This is a genomic window from Mycobacterium sp. IDUB_9 (genome assembly GCF_055419505.1).
This window is the reverse complement of the sequence record NZ_JBVAXU010000009.1, coordinates 156,362-173,638: the sequence shown is the minus strand read 5'-3', so window position 1 is coordinate 173,638 and position 17,277 is coordinate 156,362. Positions and strand designations below refer to the sequence as shown.

The 17,277-nt window shown below is 67.2% G+C and carries 18 protein-coding genes; 9 read left to right on the top strand and 9 right to left on the bottom strand.

The annotated features are described in order from the left end of the window. Nucleotides 1-39: 39 nt before the first annotated feature. The gene (locus ACZY08_RS27960) at nt 40-966 is read right to left on the bottom strand and encodes a dienelactone hydrolase family protein (protein WP_463747855.1); all 927 of its coding nucleotides are present in this window, start codon (nt 964-966) and stop codon (nt 40-42) included. A 67-nt stretch (nt 967-1,033) separates the two neighbouring features. Between ACZY08_RS27960 and ACZY08_RS27955 the strand changes: the two genes are divergently transcribed. From ACZY08_RS27955 to ACZY08_RS27945, 3 genes are all read left to right on the top strand, one after another. Further along, nucleotides 1,034-1,960, top strand: coding sequence for an SDR family oxidoreductase (locus ACZY08_RS27955; RefSeq protein WP_463747854.1), 927 nt, complete (start codon nt 1,034-1,036; stop codon nt 1,958-1,960). 100 nt (nt 1,961-2,060) lie between these two features. Next, complete coding sequence (locus ACZY08_RS27950) at nt 2,061-3,851, top strand: N-acyl-D-amino-acid deacylase family protein (RefSeq protein ID WP_463747853.1); 1,791 nt, start codon at nt 2,061-2,063, stop codon at nt 3,849-3,851. A gap of 31 nt (nt 3,852-3,882) precedes the next feature. Next, nucleotides 3,883-4,299 carry a nuclear transport factor 2 family protein gene (locus tag ACZY08_RS27945; protein ID WP_463747912.1) on the top strand — a complete coding sequence of 139 codons (417 nt, stop codon included), beginning with the start codon at nt 3,883-3,885 and terminating at the stop codon, nt 4,297-4,299. A gap of 12 nt (nt 4,300-4,311) precedes the next feature. On the opposite strand, the gene ACZY08_RS27940 is transcribed toward ACZY08_RS27945, so the two are convergent. The 4 genes from ACZY08_RS27940 to bfr all read right to left on the bottom strand — a co-directional run bounded on the left by ACZY08_RS27940 (nt 4,312) and on the right by bfr (nt 7,893). Next, nucleotides 4,312-4,677: a VOC family protein gene (locus tag ACZY08_RS27940; protein WP_463747852.1), complete on the bottom strand. Its 366-nt coding sequence runs from the start codon at nt 4,675-4,677 to the stop codon at nt 4,312-4,314. A gap of 11 nt (nt 4,678-4,688) precedes the next feature. Further along, nucleotides 4,689-5,171, bottom strand: coding sequence for a carboxymuconolactone decarboxylase family protein (locus ACZY08_RS27935; protein WP_463747851.1), 483 nt, complete (start codon nt 5,169-5,171; stop codon nt 4,689-4,691). A 42-nt stretch (nt 5,172-5,213) separates the two neighbouring features. Continuing rightward, nucleotides 5,214-7,277: an MDR family MFS transporter gene (locus ACZY08_RS27930; RefSeq protein WP_463747850.1), complete on the bottom strand. Its 2,064-nt coding sequence runs from the start codon at nt 7,275-7,277 to the stop codon at nt 5,214-5,216. A 136-nt stretch (nt 7,278-7,413) separates the two neighbouring features. Beyond that, complete coding sequence (bfr, locus tag ACZY08_RS27925; RefSeq protein WP_209916222.1) at nt 7,414-7,893, bottom strand: bacterioferritin; 480 nt, start codon at nt 7,891-7,893, stop codon at nt 7,414-7,416. A gap of 242 nt (nt 7,894-8,135) precedes the next feature. Here bfr and ACZY08_RS27920 point away from each other — a divergent pair, with 242 nt between their 5' ends. Together ACZY08_RS27920 and ACZY08_RS27915 are read left to right on the top strand one after the other, a co-directional pair. Continuing rightward, a complete protein-coding gene (locus ACZY08_RS27920; protein ID WP_463747849.1) occupies nt 8,136-8,771 on the top strand; it encodes a fatty-acid--CoA ligase in 636 nt (211 codons plus the stop codon). Next, nucleotides 8,771-8,986 (top strand): (2Fe-2S)-binding protein, encoded by a 216-nt coding sequence (locus tag ACZY08_RS27915; RefSeq protein ID WP_463747848.1) that lies wholly within the window; start codon nt 8,771-8,773, stop codon nt 8,984-8,986. Before ACZY08_RS27920 ends, ACZY08_RS27915 begins: the two co-directional genes overlap by 1 nt. Here ACZY08_RS27915 and ACZY08_RS27910 read toward each other — a convergent pair. Next, nucleotides 8,983-9,738 carry an enoyl-CoA hydratase/isomerase family protein gene (locus tag ACZY08_RS27910; protein ID WP_463747847.1) on the bottom strand — a complete coding sequence of 252 codons (756 nt, stop codon included), beginning with the start codon at nt 9,736-9,738 and terminating at the stop codon, nt 8,983-8,985. The two genes, ACZY08_RS27915 and ACZY08_RS27910, sit on opposite strands and share 4 nt — an antisense overlap. A gap of 37 nt (nt 9,739-9,775) precedes the next feature. Then, entirely contained in the window at nt 9,776-10,519 is a 744-nt protein-coding gene (locus ACZY08_RS27905) for an EthD domain-containing protein (RefSeq protein ID WP_463747846.1), read from the bottom strand. An 85-nt stretch (nt 10,520-10,604) separates the two neighbouring features. On the opposite strand from ACZY08_RS27905, the gene ACZY08_RS27900 reads away from it, so the two are divergent. Continuing rightward, the gene (locus ACZY08_RS27900) at nt 10,605-12,626 is read left to right on the top strand and encodes an FUSC family protein (protein ID WP_463747845.1); all 2,022 of its coding nucleotides are present in this window, start codon (nt 10,605-10,607) and stop codon (nt 12,624-12,626) included. Here the strand turns inward: ACZY08_RS27900 and ACZY08_RS27895 are convergent. Then, entirely contained in the window at nt 12,623-13,252 is a 630-nt protein-coding gene (locus ACZY08_RS27895) for a PaaI family thioesterase (RefSeq protein ID WP_463747844.1), read from the bottom strand. The two genes, ACZY08_RS27900 and ACZY08_RS27895, sit on opposite strands and share 4 nt — an antisense overlap. A gap of 162 nt (nt 13,253-13,414) precedes the next feature. On the opposite strand from ACZY08_RS27895, the gene ACZY08_RS27890 reads away from it, so the two are divergent. Genes ACZY08_RS27890 through ACZY08_RS27880 form a run of 3 tightly spaced genes read left to right on the top strand, consistent with a single transcriptional unit; the run spans nt 13,415 to nt 16,817 of the window. Further along, on the top strand, nt 13,415-15,001 hold the full coding sequence (locus ACZY08_RS27890; RefSeq protein ID WP_463747911.1) for a hypothetical protein: 1,587 nt from the start codon (nt 13,415-13,417) through the stop codon (nt 14,999-15,001). A 36-nt stretch (nt 15,002-15,037) separates the two neighbouring features. Beyond that, nucleotides 15,038-15,517 carry a nucleoside deaminase gene (locus ACZY08_RS27885; protein WP_463747843.1) on the top strand — a complete coding sequence of 160 codons (480 nt, stop codon included), beginning with the start codon at nt 15,038-15,040 and terminating at the stop codon, nt 15,515-15,517. After that, nucleotides 15,510-16,817, top strand: a complete 1,308-nt coding sequence (locus ACZY08_RS27880; RefSeq protein ID WP_463747842.1) for an alpha-amylase family protein — start codon at nt 15,510-15,512, stop codon at nt 16,815-16,817. The genes ACZY08_RS27885 and ACZY08_RS27880 overlap by 8 nt, the downstream gene beginning before the upstream one ends. Here the strand turns inward: ACZY08_RS27880 and ACZY08_RS27875 are convergent. Continuing rightward, nucleotides 16,801-17,241, bottom strand: a complete 441-nt coding sequence (locus tag ACZY08_RS27875) for a DUF1810 domain-containing protein (protein ID WP_463747841.1) — start codon at nt 17,239-17,241, stop codon at nt 16,801-16,803. The genes ACZY08_RS27880 and ACZY08_RS27875 overlap by 17 nt on opposite strands. Nucleotides 17,242-17,277: the final 36 nt, after the last annotated feature.

Here is a 17,277-nt window from a genome sequence, read left to right as displayed (position 1 = left end):
CGACGCCTGAACAGCCGCTGAACAAGGCCGCCGACGGGCTCAGGCGAGATGCGTCGCGAACCACTCCTGGATTCGGCGCCAGGCTTCGGCGGCGGCCGCCGGGTTGTAGCGATCGCCGGTGTCGTTGAAGAAGGCGTGATTGGCGTCAGGTTCGGTGATCAGGTCGTGCACCATTCCGGCGCGCTCCAACGCCGCACGTATCGTCGGTTCACCTGCGTTCACCCGCTGATCCAGGGCGCCGTAGAACGCGAGCACCGCGGCGTTGCGGGAACCACTGAAATCCGGATCGTCGGGAGCTGGGCCGTAGAACGGCACCGCGGCGGCCAGCGCAGGAGTACCCGCGGCCAGGAGCCGCCAGACCAGCCCGCCGCCCATGCAGAAACCGACAGCGGCGACCTTGCGGCCGGGGGCGCGGCGTTGCACCTCTTCGATGCCCGACGCCAGATCTGCGATGAACTCCTGCGGTTCGATCCTGCTCAACGCGGCGGTGGCATCGGCAGGGTCGGCGAAGGCCCCGGTGCCGCCCTGCGCCGAGAGCAGGTCGATCGCCAGCGCCGAATACCCGATACCGGCGAACCTTCCGGCCACCGAGCGGATGTGGTCGGTGAGCCCCTTGTTCTCGTGGATCACCAGCACCGCGCCCCTGGGTTCTGGCGCGGCGGCCCAGGCGCCCCGCAACTCCCCGCCGGGGCCGGCCCAACTGACCTCGTCGGTGGGCAGCGCGCCTTCGGTGCCCGGCGGCGGGCCGGCTTTCGGCGTCGATCCCGGTGCGGCACTGGGTGTTGCGGTGGATGTTGCGCCGGGGGCCGATTGCTTCGCCTCACCGCAGGCGGCGATCAGAGCGGCCGCCGCGGCGGCCCCTATTCCCAACAGTCCGAGCCGGCGCAATGCCTCACGACGCGACAACAGCCCGTCGAGGTGATCGGTCGCGATTTCCTCGGCGATGTAACGCTGCAGCGGAGTCACCTCAGCCAGTATGCGCTGAAATGCCGAACCGCAGCTATAGAACTGCGCGCGGCGGGATACTCATCGGATGGCCTGGACACCCGACCCCGAGGCGCTGCGGGGACACATCGCCGTCGTTGCCGGGGCAACCCGCGGCGCGGGTCGGGGCATCGCCGCGGCGCTGGGTGAGGTCGGTGCAACCGTCGTGTGCACCGGCCGCAGCAGTAGATGCGGAAGCCGCCTCTCCGACTACGACCGGCCCGAAACCATCGAGGAAACTGCCGAATTGGTAACGGAACTGGGCGGATCCGGCCTCGCCGTACAGGTCGACCACCTCGACGTGACGCAGGTACGCAGACTGGCCGGGCGCCTGAAGGCCGACTACGGGCACATCGACATCCTCGTCAACGACATCTGGGGAGCCGAGGTGCTCAAGGGACCGCCGGACACCTGGGGGCGGCCGATGTGGCAGCACGACCTGGACGACGGGTTACGGATGCTGCGCCTCGGACTGGACACGCACCTGATCACGTCGCACTGCCTGCTGCCGCTGCTCGCCGATCGCCCCGGCGGCCTGCTGGTCGAGATCACCGATGGCACAACCGAATTCAATGCCGAGAACCCCCGGCTCTCGGTGTTCTACGACCTGGTCAAGAATGCGGTGAACCGGCTGGCGTTCAGCCACGGGCACGAACTCGCCGCGTTCGGCGCCACCGCCGTCGCGGCCACTCCGGGCTGGCTGCGCTCAGAGATGATGCTCGACAACTACGGCGTCACCGAGGCCAACTGGCGATGCGCCCTCGACCTGGCCCGCACCGACGGCTATCCGGCCGCGCCGCCGGGATTCGCCGAATCCGAGTCCCCCCGCTTCGTCGGGCGCGGTATCGCCGCGCTGGCCGCCGACCCGCACCGGGCGCAGTGGAACCAGCATTCCGTCAGCTCGGCCGCGCTGGCGCGCCACTACGGGTTCACCGACGTCGACGGGCGCCTTCCGGACGCCTGGGCCCCGCTGTAATCCCAGCTCAGCCCACTCCCTCGGCCTTCAGTAGACATTTTCTCAAATCTGTTCACCATTTTCATTGACACTGCCACTACCGGGACGGTTCTATGTCTGAGTGAGCTTCGACACGATCATTCGCAACGGCCGCTGGTTCGACGGCACCGGTGCCCCGTCCGCGGTGCGCAACATCGGAATTCGTGACGGGCACGTGGTCGCCATCTCCCCCGACCGTCTCGACGAGACGGACTGCCCTCAGGTCATCGATGCCACCGGCAAGTGGGTGGTGCCCGGAATGCTGGATATCCACACCCACTATGACGTCGAGGTTCTGAACGGCCCGTCGCTGTCGGAGTCACTGCGCCATGGCGTGACGACAGCGATGCTCGGATCGTGCTCGCTGTCGACCGTGCATGTCGGCGGTGTCGACGCGGGTGACTTGTTCGGCCGTGTCGAGGCGATCCCACGCAGCCACGTGATCGCGGCCGTCGACGACAACAAGACGTGGTCCAACTGCGACGAATACGTATCGGCACTCGAATCGCTGCCACTGGGCCCCAACCTTGCCGCCTTCATCGGGCACTCCGATATGCGGACCGCGGTGATGGGACTCGACCGCGCGACCCGCAAGGACCAGCGGCCGACGGCCGCCGAACAGGCCCGCATGGAGCAGATGCTCAAAGAGGCCCTCGACGCCGGCTTCGTCGGGATGTCCTCACAGCAATTGCTTTTCGACAAGATCGACGGTGAGACCTGCCGATCCCGCACCCTGCCGTCCACCTACGCCAAGCCCCGGGAGCTCCGCCGGCTCAAGGCGATGCTGCGGCGCGCGGGCCGGGTACTGCAGTCCGGCCCCGACATCCAGAATCCCCTCAACCTGGCCTCGCAGGTGGCCCAGTCCCTCGGGTTGTTCCGCAAGCAGCTGAAGACCAGCCTGCTCTCGGCTGCCGACATCAAGGCCAACCCGTATGCGATCTGGATGATGGGACCGCTGGCCAAGGCGGCGAACGCGCTCGGCGGGGACTTCCGCTGGCAGCATCTGCCGGTGCCGTTCGAGGTGTACGCCGACGGTATCGACCTGGTGGTGTTCGAGGAATTCGGTTCCGGCGCAGCGGCTCTACATCTGCGTGACGAGGTCGAGCGCAACGAACTGCTGCGTGACGAGTCCTACCGCCGTAAGTTCCGCCAGGACTACGACAGCAAGTTCGGCGTGCGGGTCTGGCACCGGGACTTCTTCGACGCCGATATCGTCGCCTGCCCTGACGAATCCGTGGTGGGCAAGACCTTCGGCCAGGTCGGTCAGGAGCGGGGCGAGCTGCATCCGGTCGATGCCTTCCTGGACCTGGTGCTCGAACACGGCTCCGCGATCCGCTGGCGGACCACTATCTCCAACCACCGTCCCGAGGTGCTCAAGAAGCTGGCTCGCGATCCGGGTATCCAGCTCGGCTTCTCCGATGCCGGTGCCCACCTGCGGAACATGGCCTTCTACAACATGGGGCTGCGCCTGCTGCGCCACGTCCGCGACGCCGAGCGGTCCGGTACGCCGTTCATGTCGATCGAGCGGGCCGTGCACCGGCTCACCGGTGAACTCGCCGACTGGTACCGGATCGACGCCGGCCATCTGCGCATCGGGGACCGCGCCGACGTCGTCGTCATCGACCCGGAGCGCCTCGACGACTCCCTCGATGCCTACGCCGAGGAGACCGTCGACCATTACGGCGGGTTGTCCCGCATGGTGAACCGCAACGACGACACCGTCACCGCGGTGCTCGTAGGCGGACGCACCGTGTTCGCCGACGGTGCGCTGACCGACCTGGTGGGACATCGGCGCACCGGCCAGTTCCTGCGGGCCGCACAACGCGTCCCGTCGATCTCCGCCGAGGATGGGAAGTTGACCAGTGCCCGTTGAAGACGTCTCGATCGAAGAAACCGTCCACGGCATGTGGAAGGCGCTGTCGGAACGCGATTGGGAACTTCTCAAGACGTACCTGTCGGACGACTGCATCTACCTGGACATGCCGGTGGGCCCGGCCGCGGCCGCCAGGGGCCCCGAAGACATCGTCAAGCGGCTCAAGATCGGTCTCGAACCGCTGGCCTCCTACGAGAACTTCCCCGGCCTGCTGGTCGACAACGGTCGTGATGCCATGTACGAACACCACGAGGAATGGCATTGGGCGACAGGTGAATCCGCCGTGCTCAAGTTCGTCACCGTGCACCGGGTCGAGAACGGCAAGGTGACGCTGTGGAAGGACTACTGGGACATGAGTGCCCTGGCCAACCACGCCCCGCCGGACTGGCTGGAGAACTTCGCCACGGCCGACATGTCGTGGGTGTTCGACGCCACCGCGCTGGTCTGACGGCTCAGCCGCTCAGTCGATACCCCACACCAGACAGAACGGGTGGCCGGCCGGGTCACGGAACACCCGGAACAAGGTCTCACCGACGGCATCGGTGACCCGGGTCGCCCCCAGCGCCAGCACCTGACGTTGGGCCTCATCCGGGTCGTCGACCTGGATGTCGAGGTGAATCTGCTGTGACCCCCGCGGATCGGGAAATAACGGCGGCTCGTGCTGCGGCGAGTACTGGCAGGCGAGCCGTCGGCCCGCCGGGTCTGTGACGACCACCCACGTGTCGTCCTCGGCGGCCACGTCACCGCCGAGCACCTCGGCGTAGAAGGCGGCCAGCGCACGAGGATCCCGGCAGTCGAGCACGATAGAGCGAAGGCTTCCGATCATGGCTCCGCAGGCTACAGCGTGATCTTGCAGGTTTGGCCGATGTCGAGAGTCCGCAGCATCCGGCCCATTCCGAGCCACATCGCGCACGACAGCGCCAGGTCGGTGAGCAGTTCGGCGTCGAACTGCTCACGCGCGCGCTCCCAGAAGTCCTCGTCATCGCGCAGTCCGGTGTGATCGCTCGCGAAGCGCGCGGCGAACTCGGCGGCGATCCGCTCCTGCGCGCTGTAGCCAGGCCAGGTCCGCCACTCGGCGGCGTGATCGTAGAGATCCTCGTCCACTCCGGCCGCGGCGCCGTCGGAGTCGCGGGTGTTCTGGCACACCACGCACTCGTTGTCGAGCGCGATCACCATCCGAGCGAGCTCCCGCACCCGCAGGGGCAGCCGGCCCTTGGTGTACACCGCGTTGGTGAAGTTGGCCATCGCGGTGCCGATCTCGGGCGACTTCAAGATCCAGCCGGCCACGTCGTCGTCGGGAAATTCTCCGATACGGCTCATGGGCCGAATCGTACGCAATATTCGGCAGTTCTGGAACAAGTTCTAGTTTTTGGTTCCCGAGCCGGTCAGCTCCGTGGCACGGTCGTCGTCTCCCCAGTCCCGCTGCACCACGACCCGGTGCGCGATGCGCTCCAGCGCGGCCTCCACCTGGGCCCGGTCCGGGCGGCCCTCGAACGACGACGAATCGCCCAGTTTGTCGACGATCCGTTCCACCAGTGCGGCCGAGACGCCGTCGACCTGCCGCACCCCGCTCTGGGTCAGCCACAGGTTGTCCCCGGTGCGCAACACATACCCGTCCTGCACCAACCGGTTGAAGGTCGGCTCGAGCACTTCGAAGGGCACGACCAGGCGGTCGGCGATCTCGGTCAGGCGAGCCGCGCCGAATATCTGGCTGTGCCGGTAGATCTTGAGTAGCGCCCACAGCCCCGCGACATCGAGCTCGCACCCCGACCCGCCCGCAACGTTCCGCAGCCGGATCTCGGGTGAACTGCGCATCAGCCGGCTGACCACGGTCTCGAGCACCTGGTCCGCCGATTCCGAGCTCGGCATGCCGAAGCCTTCGCCGAGATCGCCCGCCATCGTCGCCTCCGACTCGAGGAGTGGCACCTCCTTGAGGAACAGCGCGACGATCAGGCCGATCAGCGCCACCGGCGCGGCGCAAAGGAACACCAGGTCCAGCGCATCCGCATAGGCGTCGACGATCGGGGCGGCGACCTCGGGCGGTAGTTCGTGCAGCGCCGCCGGAGATGCCCCCGCCACCGATGGCGCGCCGCTGGCGGCGAGGGCACCGGGCAGGCGATCCGACAGGAAGCCGACGAACAACGACCCGAAGATCGCGGCACCGAAGGAACTGCCGATGGTCCGGAAGAACGTGACCCCCGACGTCGCCACGCCCAGATCGCTGAAGTCCGACGTGTTCTGCACGATGAGAACGAGCACCTGCATGCACATGCCGATACCGGCGCCCAGGATGAGCAGATACAGCGATTGCAGCGGAATCGGGGTCGCGGCGTTCATGCGCGACAGCAGGACGAACCCGACGAGCATGATCGCGGTACCGGCGATCGGGTAGATCTTGTACCGGCCGGTGCGGCCCACCAGGCTGCCGCTGACGGTTGAGGTGATCAGCAGCCCGATGACCATCGGCATGGTGCGCAGGCCGGATTCGGACGGCGATACGCCGTCGACGAACTGCATGAAAGTGGGCATGAACGTCAAGGCACCCAGCATGGCGAAGCCGACGACCAGCGACAGCACGCAACACGTGGTGAACACCGGATTTCGGAACAGGCGCATCGGCAGAATCGGTTCTGCCGCCCGGGTTTCGGCCCGGACGAACATCGCCAGCGCCAGGACGGACCCGACGACCAATCCGATGATGGCCGGCGAGGTCCAGGCCAGTTCGCCGCCCAGGCTGGTGGCCAGCGTGAGACCGGAGGCCCCGATCCCGACCCACACGATTCCGGCATAGTCGATCAGCGGGCGCGGGCCACGGGAGGCCATTGCCGGGATCGTGGCGGCCGCGACGATCAGGACCACGACGCCGACCGGGATGCTCAGCCAGAAGGCCCACCGCCAGCCGAGATGATCGGTGACGAAACCGCCCAACAGCGGGCCGGCAACGGTGGTGACGCCGAATACGGCGCCGAGCGCACCCTGATACCGCCCGCGGTCCCGGAGCGGGATGACCTCGGCGATCAGCGCCGAGGATGTCACCATGATCGCGCCGCCGCCGATCCCCTGCAGCGCCCGCGCCGCGACCAACATGGCCATCGATCCCGACAGGCCGCTGAGGACCGATCCGGCGAGGAAGCACAGGACCGCGCCCTGGTACACCACTTTCCGGCCGAAGATGTCGCCGACCTTCCCGACAACGGCGGTGACGACGGTGGAGGCCAGCAGGTAGCTGGTCACGACCCATGCCTGATGACCGGCACCGCCCAGGTCTGCCACGACCGTGGGAAGCGCGGTGGCGACGATGGTCTGGTTGAGGGAGGCCAACAGCATTCCGAGCAGGACCGCGACGAACACCAGGTTGCGTCTGCGCACGCTCAGGATCGGACCGCCGGCGGGTTGCTCGGCGGTTGTCGTTGTCGGGCTGGTCATAACTTCCTTTCGCCGGCCTGCCGGTTCACCAGCGATATCGTTAGATAGCCTATGAAAGTTACAGCACGGACAAAGCCGCCCCAGGCAACCGGCGGCTGACCGGCTACCCAGGGCGGCTTGAACCGAAACGCCGAAGCTATTGCGGCGGGCGGGAGACGCACTGCGCTGCATAGAGCGCGTCGCCCAACTTCTCCATCAGCTCCAGCTGGGTCTCGAGGTAGTCGATGTGACCTTCCTCGTCACCCAAGATGGTTTCCAGGATCCGCGCCGAGGTCGCGTCCTCTTTTTCGCGGCACATGATTATCCCCGGACGCAGCCGAGCGACCACCTCGTACTCGATCGCCAGATCGGCCTCGAACTGTTCCCGAAGCGTCTGACCCACGCGCAGCGAAAACAGCCGCTGATAGTTGGGCAGACCGTCCAGAAGCAGGATTCGGTCGGTGATGGTCTCCGCGTGCCGCATCTCTTCGAAGGACTCGGCGCGGGTGTGTTCCGCCAATTCGGTAAATCCCCAATTATCTTGCATCTTCGAATGCAGGAAATATTGGTTAATTGCAGTGAGTTCGCTCGTCAATTGCTCGTTGAGCAATTTCAGAACATCGGGATCGCCTTGCATCGTCGCTCCTAAGCACCTTGAGGGCTGGTCAAGTGTTGCCGTCTGCCGTGCACATCCAATCTAGTCCAGAAAGCCTGGCGTGACGCAATGATTAACACCCAATTCGGCGTGTTCGTGCGACATTGCCCGACCCTCGGCGGCAGTGGGACCGAGGCGTGGCCACGAAGAGTGGACTGGCTGTCCTAACTAAGGTTAGACTGCGCTAATCTCTTGGGACACCACGAAAGAAAGGCCGGTAAGAAATGAGTGAGTACGACTTGCACTCGCTCATTCTGTCCTGCGATTTCCGCGTCGACGATGTCGAACAAATGTGGAAATGGATGAGGAAACATCGCTCAGGACTGTTGTCTATCGGCGCTCATCACGTGGTGCTCTACAAATCAATTTGGGAACCGGGCCGGGTATTGGTGACAATAGGCATTCGCCATGCCCGGTCCATCCGCGATGTCCTGCGTTCGCCCGCAATTTTCGAGTGGTTCGATATTTCCGGCGTCGAAGATATTCCGCCGATATTCGGCGGCGAAGTGGTCGAGAAGATCGACCTGACCGAGCCGTCCCCGGAGGGGCACGTGGCGGGCGTGATCGTCGGAGCGGTGGCCACCGTCGACGACGTTCCCACCTTGATGCGCAAGGTGCACGACGGTCTGGAGCGCTTCGAGCAGGGCGGCATCCGCAAGATCTGGGTCTATCAGGCGCTCGACGACGGCCAGGAAGTGATGATCCTGCAGGAGGTCTCCGACGAGGTCAGCGCACGACAGTGGATCGACCACCCGGACGCCGCCGCCGAGTGGATGACGACGGCCGGATTCGGGGCATACCCCAGCCTGTTCGTGGGCAAGTTGGCGTACATCATGGACGTCGACGGACAGGACGACTGATGTTCGTCTGCCTCTGCACCGGAGCGACCAGTCAGGTTGTCAACGAGATCGTGGAGTCCGGCGCCACCACATCCAAGGAAGTGGCCGAGGCCTGCGGCGCCGGCGCCGACTGCGGACGGTGCCGGCGCACCATCCGCGCCATCATCGCCGCCCATCAGGCGGCCGAGGGGTGCCCCACCCCATTCAACGGCTGCCCGTCGCGGGCCACCCGCTAGCGCTTGCGATCGGCGAACTGAGCCAGCGCGTCGACGTTGGCCGCCGCGCCCACCAGTTCGACGAACAGTGCCTTCTCCCGCTCCACGGCCGCCGAGATCTGGTCGCGGATCGGCGCCATCATGGCTTGTTTGACAGCGATCAAACTGGAAATCGGCTTGGCCGCAAGGATTTCTGCGTATCCCCTGGCCTCGGTCAGCAGCGTGTCGGGCTCGCAGACCTTCCACACCAGACCCATTTCGCGGGCCTCGGCCGCGCTCACCCACTCCGAGGACATCAGCAGCCACGCGGCGTTCTGCCTGCCGAGCAGCCGTGGCATCAGATACGACGAGGCCGCCTCGGGCGCCACGCCCAGGCTGGTGAACGGACACTTCAGTCGCGCCGAGGACGACATGAACGCCAGGTCGGCGAACCCGAGGATGGTGGCGCCGATACCCACGCCGACCCCGTTGACCGCACAGATCAACGGCTTCGGGAAATCCGCGAGCACGTCGAGCATTCCGTAGAACCCGTGCTCACCGGGGGTGGATTCCGGGTTGGTGATACGGGCCTGCATCTCGACGAGGTCGTTGCCCGCGCTGAACCCCCGGCCGGCACCCGTCAGCAACACCACTGCGACGTCGGGATCCTCGGCGGCCGCCCGTAGGGCGACCGTCGTCTCGTCGTACAGCGCCTCGTTGAACGCGTTGAGCGCGTCGGGGCGGTTGAGGGTCAACGTGCGAACCCGGTTGTTGTCCTCGATCAGCAGGGTCATCTCTCACTCCTCGAGTTCGCGCCGTGACCGCTGCAGCCTAACTAGAACACGTTCCACTCTCGTCGCCCGGGTCTACCGGCGGGCCGGCGAACGGGCTGGAGTAGACATACCGGCTGGTCGGCACGGTGTCGATGTTGGCGCTGGCGCCGAAGGCGTCGGTGCTGGCCACCATCTTGCGCATGCGATCGGCCAGATCGTCGTCGTCGGCAGCACCGAAGAACGCGTGCAGATCCGACACCGCCTGCTGGCGGAACAATTCCTCCACGATGCCGTCGATCGCCGGGGCGTCCTCGGTGAGCGCACGCACCACGGTGTTCTGGGTGTAGCCGAAGGTGTCCTGGGTTTCGATGGCCACCGAGGTGTGGTTGCGGTGCCAGCGGTGTAGCCAGGTGGCCTCATCGAGGTCGACGGGCCGGCGCAGCAGCGCGATATTGGCCAGACCATCGGTCCGCTCGCCCACCCCGGTCGCCGGCGCGCACATCGGGACCGATTCGGTCACCAGATAGGCCGCGAGCGAATCACATTCGGCAGCAAGCACTTCCAACGCCCGCGAAACCTGTTCGCCGTAGTACTGGCGGGCCCACAGACTGACCACCGCCACCACCGGAGGATCCAACGTCGTCAGCGTCATCAACGACTCCCGCACCGCGTCGTCCCGGACATTGATGGTCAGGCCGGGCAGCCCGAGCGCCAGCAGTTCGTCGGCGACACTTGTGCGCAGCCGCTGACACCACTGCTGATCCGAATGCGGGGCACGTAGCAGAACGATGACTTTCTCCACGAAGGGAGAACCTACCGGCGAACCGATCCGCGCCACGCGTGGGCGGTTGTACCACCGGCGGCGGGTTGCGAGTGAGAATGGTGCGGTGCACACAGGTGGGCAGGCAGCCGACGCGCTCCGGCTCAACACCCCCGACGCCGGTGCGGTGGCCCGAAGCCTGATCGGCGTTCTGGCGGTGACTGCGCTCGCCCTGGCGTTGGGTTCTGGTGCGACAGCGATGTGGACACTGGGCGGCGGCGTGATCGCCGGTGCGATCGCGCTGCAGCGCAGTCCCGGCGGCCGGGTGCCACTGGTGGTGACCGGCTCCGTGGAACTGGCCATCGCAGTGCTGCTCGGCACCCTCGCCGGTGGGCACAGCCCCATCTTCATCGGCGTGGTGGCCCTGTGGTGCTTCGCCGCGGGCATGCAGTGGTCGCTGGGTGCCAACGCCGGCCTGGTGGCCTCAGCGGCCAGCGCGCTGCTGGTACTGGCGCCGCCGGTCGCACCGACGGTGGGCCAGTCACTGCTGGCGCCCGCCCTGGTCATCGTCGCCGGAGTGGTCCAGGCGGCGCTGATCGCCGTGTGGCCACCGCGACGCTGGCGCGCCCAGCGCGACGGACTCACCCGGGCCTACCAGTCGTTGGCCGGTGACGCCCGCAACGTCGCCGCCGACTGCACAGCGACAGTCGACGACGCCCCGCTGACGTGGCTACGTGAGGTGTTCGCCGACAGTCAGGTGAGCCAGCGGCCACGTGCCTATCACGGCGGATATCGCCTCCCCGAGCGTCTCGCCGGCACCTTGGCGTCCCTGCGCTCCACCGCTGACCGTGACAGCTCGACCGACGTCGAGAACCAGGGCGGCACGGGCCTACCCCAGCTGCTGACCGCCGCAGCGGTGCTGCTCGACGCGATCGCCGACCACGGTCACACCGCGCGCCGCGACGCCGAGCACGCCCTGGTGCGGGTTCACACCGCCACTTCCGCCGTGACCGGACCCGAAGCGGCGCTGGCACAACGCTTCTGCGAACAGCTGCGGGAGGCCGCGGTGCTGAGGTTCGGCCAGCTGCACCGGCCCGACCTGATCGGCTCGCTGGCCTCGGCACCGTCCGTGGTCCGATCGCACCTGACCTGGACCTCGCCGATCCTGCGGCACGCCATCCGGCTGTCGGTGACCACCGCGCTGGCGGTGGCAGCAGCCCGCTACGGCGGGCTGGAGCACGGCTACTGGATGCCCCTGACGGTCGTGGTGGTGCTGCGGCCGGAAACGGCGCACACCTACACGCGGTGCGCCGGACGGATGGCCGGCCTCGGCGTCGGCATCGTCGTCGCCTCGATCCTCACGCTCATGTGGCAACCCGGGCCGATCGGTTCGACGATCTGCGCGCTGGCGTTCGTCGGACTGGCCTACGGTGTCGCGCAGTTCGGCTATCTCGCGGTCGGCGCGACGGTGGGCGCGATCGTCATGTTCGCGGTCGGGGTGAGCGCGTCCGCGCCCTGGTCGGGCAACACCGACCGACTGTTCGCCGTGATGATCGGCGGCACCCTGGCCGTAATGGCCCACGTGGCACTGCCCGACCACGCCCTCATCCGGTTGCGCCAACGCGCCGGGGAACTGCTGATGACCGAGATCGACTACGCCGCACTCGTGATCAAGGCATTCGTACACGAAATCGACCACCCGGCCGAGATCCTGTCGGCGGCCTGGCAGCGGGCCTTCCGGGCCCGCGCGGCATTCGAGGCCGCGTGGGGCGCCACCAGCCTGGAACCTCCGGTCCTGCGGCGCTGGCTGCGGACCTACCGCGCCGCGCTGAATTCGGTGACCAGCGCCTGCACCACGCTGGAGAACAGCCTGCCGACGCACCCCTCGTCGGCCCTCCACAGCGAGTTCATCGCTGCGGTGGACGACTACGTGGAGGCCCTGCGCGGCGCGCCACCGAGCCCCGCGGTGCCCTGGAGCCTGGACACCGCTGAACTGTCGACAGCCCTGCGGCGGGTGCACAACGTGGCCTCGACGCTGTCCGCCGACAACGGCGCTGCGCGCATTCTGATCGGCGAACTGACCACGATCACCCGCAGCCTGCAGGACATCGCGATCGATCGGGTGGAACCCGCGGATGACGCGCGCTAGCCCCGCGCCCATTTCGGCAGGATGAACACCCCTTCAGCCTCGGCGGTGATTCCCTGGGCGTCGGAAACATGGCCGGAGGCAAAGGCTTTGATCCCGTCGGTGCGCGTGATCCGCCCTTCGGCGTGCAGATCGCCCAGCGGCGTGGCGCGCAGGTAACGGATGGTCAGGGTGCCGGTGAACCTCGGGCGATCCGAGTCGCTGGCAGCCACCTCGCCCAGCACATGATCGAGCACCATCGCCACCATCCCGCCGTGCACGTGACCCGGCGGGCCCTCGTAGGGCGCACCCAGGTGGAAATCGGTCCGCACCCCGCCGTCGGGATCCTTGACGATGACCAATGGCGGCGCGATCGGGTTCCGGATACCGATCGCCGGGTTGCCCCACGGCATCCGGTCACCCTCGGAGGTGTAGCGGACACCGAACGGGCCGTCGATCTGTTTGGCCCGCAACCGCGCGGTCGCGTCGTCGATCTGGGCCCGGACCGCGGCCACCTCGTCAGCGTCGACCTCCGAGCGGATGCTGGCGTCGATCAGCGCACGCACCGAACCGGCCAACGGCGCCCACACCGACCGCAGACGCTGCACGTCCACAGAACTGAGACCCTCGACATGGGTGTAACCCGGCATCCCAGCACTAGAACATGTTCGACGCTCCGGTGTCGAGCCACCCGGGGTAGCGTCGGGACCGTGACAGATCCCGCCGAGACCGAACGGTATTACCGGCTGGGGAGCTATCACCGGCCGACGGAGACGCCCTCGGTCCCGGCCCAGGTCTGGTTCGACCGCGGCATGGTCTGGTCGTATGCCTTCAACCACGAGGAGGCCATCCGGTGCTTCGAGCGTGCCCTGCACCTCGACCCGGACTTTGCCCTCGCCCGCTGGGGTATCGCCTACGCCGTCGGCCCCAACTACAACAAGGCGTGGGACGCGTTCGACCCGACAGATCTGAGCACCTCGCTGGCCCGCGCCCGGACCGAACTCGACCGCGCCGGAGCGGGCCGCGCCTCGGTGGTGGAGCGCGGCCTGATCTGCGCTCTCCAGAAGCGATTTCCGACCGCCGACCCCGATGACACCGACGCCCTGACGGCCGGGCACGCCGCCTACGCCGACGCGATGGTGGCGCTGGCCGTGACCCATCCCGAGGACATCGATGTGCAGACGTTGGCTGCCGATGCCCTCCTCAACGTGACCGCGTGGGCATTGTGGGACGGCCGCACCGGTGAGCCGGCGCCGGGATCGCGTGTGGTGGAAGCGAAACGGATCCTCGACGCCGCGCTGGCCACCGCCGCCGGCCGGCAACATCCTGGCGTGCTGCACCTCTACATCCACGCGATGGAGATGTCGACGACACCGCAGGCCGCGCTACCCGCCGCCGACCTGCTGCGTGGGCTGGTGCCCGACGCCGGGCATCTGCAACACATGGCCAGCCACATCGACGTGTTGTGCGGCTACTACCGCAACTCCGTGAACGCCAATCTGGCTGCGGTACAAGCCGACAGGGAATTCGTCGCACGCGAGGGTGCGCTGAACTTCTATTCGCTGTACCGGGCGCACGACCTGCATTTCGTGGTGTATTCGGCCATGTTCGAGGGCAGTTCACAGATCGCCTTGGACGCGGCCGAAGAACTGGCCGCACAGCTGACCCCCGAGGTGCTCTCGGTTGCCTCGCCGCCGATGGCGGACTGGCTGGAGGCCTTTGTCCCGTTGCGGGTGCATGTGCTGGTGCGGTTCGGTCGCTGGGCCGATCTGATCTCCGAACCGCTGCCCGCGGATCCGGAGCTGTACTGCACCACGACGGCGACCATCCATTACGGCCGCGGCGTCGCGTACGCCGCCACCGGACAGGTTGAGCAGGCCCGCACCGAGCGGGACAACTTCATCGCGGCATACCGGCGCATCCCGGACACGCGGTATCTGTTCAACAACACCAGTCGGGACATCCTGGCCATCGCCGAGAAGATGCTGAGCGGTGAGATCGCCTACCGGGAAGGCGATTACGAGACGGCCTTCGCCCATCTGCGCGGGGCAATCGAACTCGACGACGCGCTGCCCTACGACGAGCCATGGGGATGGATGCAGCCCACCCGCCACGCATACGGGGCACTGCTGCTCGAGCAGGGGCATGTCGAGGAGGCCGCCGTCGTCTACGCCGCCGACCTGGGCCTTGACCCCGCGCTGAGCCGGTCCAGCCACCACCCGAACAACGTGTGGAGCCTGCACGGCTACCACGAATGCCTGCGCCGGCTGGGCCGCGACGCGGAGGCCGCCATCATCGGGCAGCAACTCGAATTGGCGCTGGCCCGCGCGGACGTCGCGGTGCAGGCCTCCTGCGCGTGCCGCCTGCAGGTGACGAACGCCTGCTGTGGCGGCGACTGATCGGTCCGGCGTCGCCCCGGGCGTAAACTCGCCGACGTGGCTATCAGCGAGAACGACCTCGGTCAGTTGCGCAGATGTGTCGAGTTGGCCCGCGAAGCGCTGGACGACGGCGACGAGCCCTTCGGGTCGATCCTGGTCGATCACACCGGAGCCACGGTGTTCGCCGACCGCAACAGGGTCAAGGACGGCGATGCCACCCAGCATCCCGAATTCGCCATCGCCCGTTGGGCCGTCGAGCACCTGAGCCCCCAGGACCGCGCCCGCGCCACGGTGTACACCTCCGGTGAGCACTGTCCGATGTGCTCCGCGGCGCACGCCTGGGTCGGGCTGGGCCGGATCGTCTACGCCACCTCGTCGGAGCAGCTGGTGGGCTGGCTGTCCGAATGGGGTGTGCCGGCCGGTCCGGTGGCCGCCCTGCCGATCGCCACCGTGGCCCCCGGCCTCGAGGTGGACGGGCCGGCGCGGGACCTGGCAGAGACCATGAAAGATCTGTACGCGGCGAAGTTTCGTGTCTGAGCCGTCCTGGGTCGCGCATGCCGTCTGGTGGCAGATCTATCCACTGGGTTTCGTCGGCGCGTTCCCCGCAGATCCACGACCGTCGCCCGACGAGCACCGGCTGCGCCGGGTCGTCGGATGGCTGGATCACGCCGTGCAACTCGGTGCCTCCGGAATCGCGCTCGGCCCGATCTTCGCTTCACGCACCCACGGTTACGACACCACCGACCACTTCCGCATCGACCCGCGCCTGGGCGACGAGAGCGACTTCGACCATCTGGTGGCCGAGGCCCGGCAACGCGGGCTGCGCATCCTGCTCGACGGCGTGTTCAACCATGTGGGCACCGAATTCGACCAGTACCGGCAGGCCGTCGACGGCGGCCCCGACCACCCCGCGTCCCGTTGGTTTCGCCGCCGCGGCAAGGCATCACGATTCGATACGTTCGAAGGTCACGACGAGCTGATCGCGCTCAACCACGACGAGCCAGAGGTGGTGGACCACACCGCCGCGGTGATGCGGCACTGGTTGGGCCGCGGCGCCGACGGCTGGCGCCTCGACGCCGCGTACGCGGTACCCGACCGGTTCTGGGCGCAGGTGCTGCCGTCGGTGCGTGGCGAGTTCCCCGAAGCGTGGTTCGTCGGCGAGGTGATCCACGGTGACTACGCCGCGACCGTCCACGCCTCCACCTTCGACTCGGTGACCCAGTACGAGCTGTGGAAGGCGACCTGGAGCAGCCTCAACGACGGCAACTTCCACGAACTGGACTGGGCGCTGAAGCGGCACAACGATTTTCTCGACACGTTCGTACCGCTGACCTTCGTGGGAAACCATGACGTGACCCGGATCGCCAGCCAGCTACAGAATTCAGCACACCTCGAGCATGCGCTGGTGTTGTTGCTGACCAGCGGCGGAACCCCGAGCATCTACGCCGGCGACGAGTCGGCCTACCGCGGCCTCAAAGAGGAACGCCGCGGCGGCGACGACGCCGTCCGGCCCGAATTTACCACTCCCCCAGACGATTCCGATTCACTGCGGCTGCACCAGTACCTGATCGGATTGCGCCGGCGCCATCCCTGGCTGCACACGGCGCGGACCGCGCCCATGCTGCTGACCAACACCGGCTACGTGTATCGGACCCACGCCGGCTCCGAGGCCCTGATCGTGGCGCTCAACATCGACGACGCGCCGCTGCCCGTGTCGCTGCCGGACCTCGGGGTGACGTCGGGCCGGATGATCGCCGGTTCGGGCGCCCCACCGCAGGACGACATCAGCCACCCGGAAATTCCTCCGCACGGATGGCTGATCATCCAGCCGCACTGAGCATTTCGAGGGTCAACGGATCCCCGAGCCCGTCATAGAACTTGTCCAGCACGGCCTGGAAGTCTGCTCGCTGGGCCTCATCGGCGGCGGCCACCGCGAACAGCGTCATGGACGAGCGGACCTTGAGGCAGTCCGGCCGGCCGAAGATCTGCTCGGCGGACCGCCCGTCGACCTGCGTAACCAGCCGAACACACTCCCGCAACCGTGGACCCAGGACGTCGTGGGCCAGGTAGGCGCCGGCCTCCCGTAAAGACCCGATGCCGTAGTGGTCGGCCGTCGAGCTACGACCGAGCCCCCGCAACTGCGGGAAGATGAACCAGATCCAATGGCTGCGCTTGCGGCCGGCCCGCAACTCGGCGCAAACGCCGGCATAGACGCCGGCCTGGGCGTCGACGAATCTCTGCAAGTCGAACTGGTCAGTCATGACCGGAGTTTGTCGCGCAGCCCCACGTAATACATC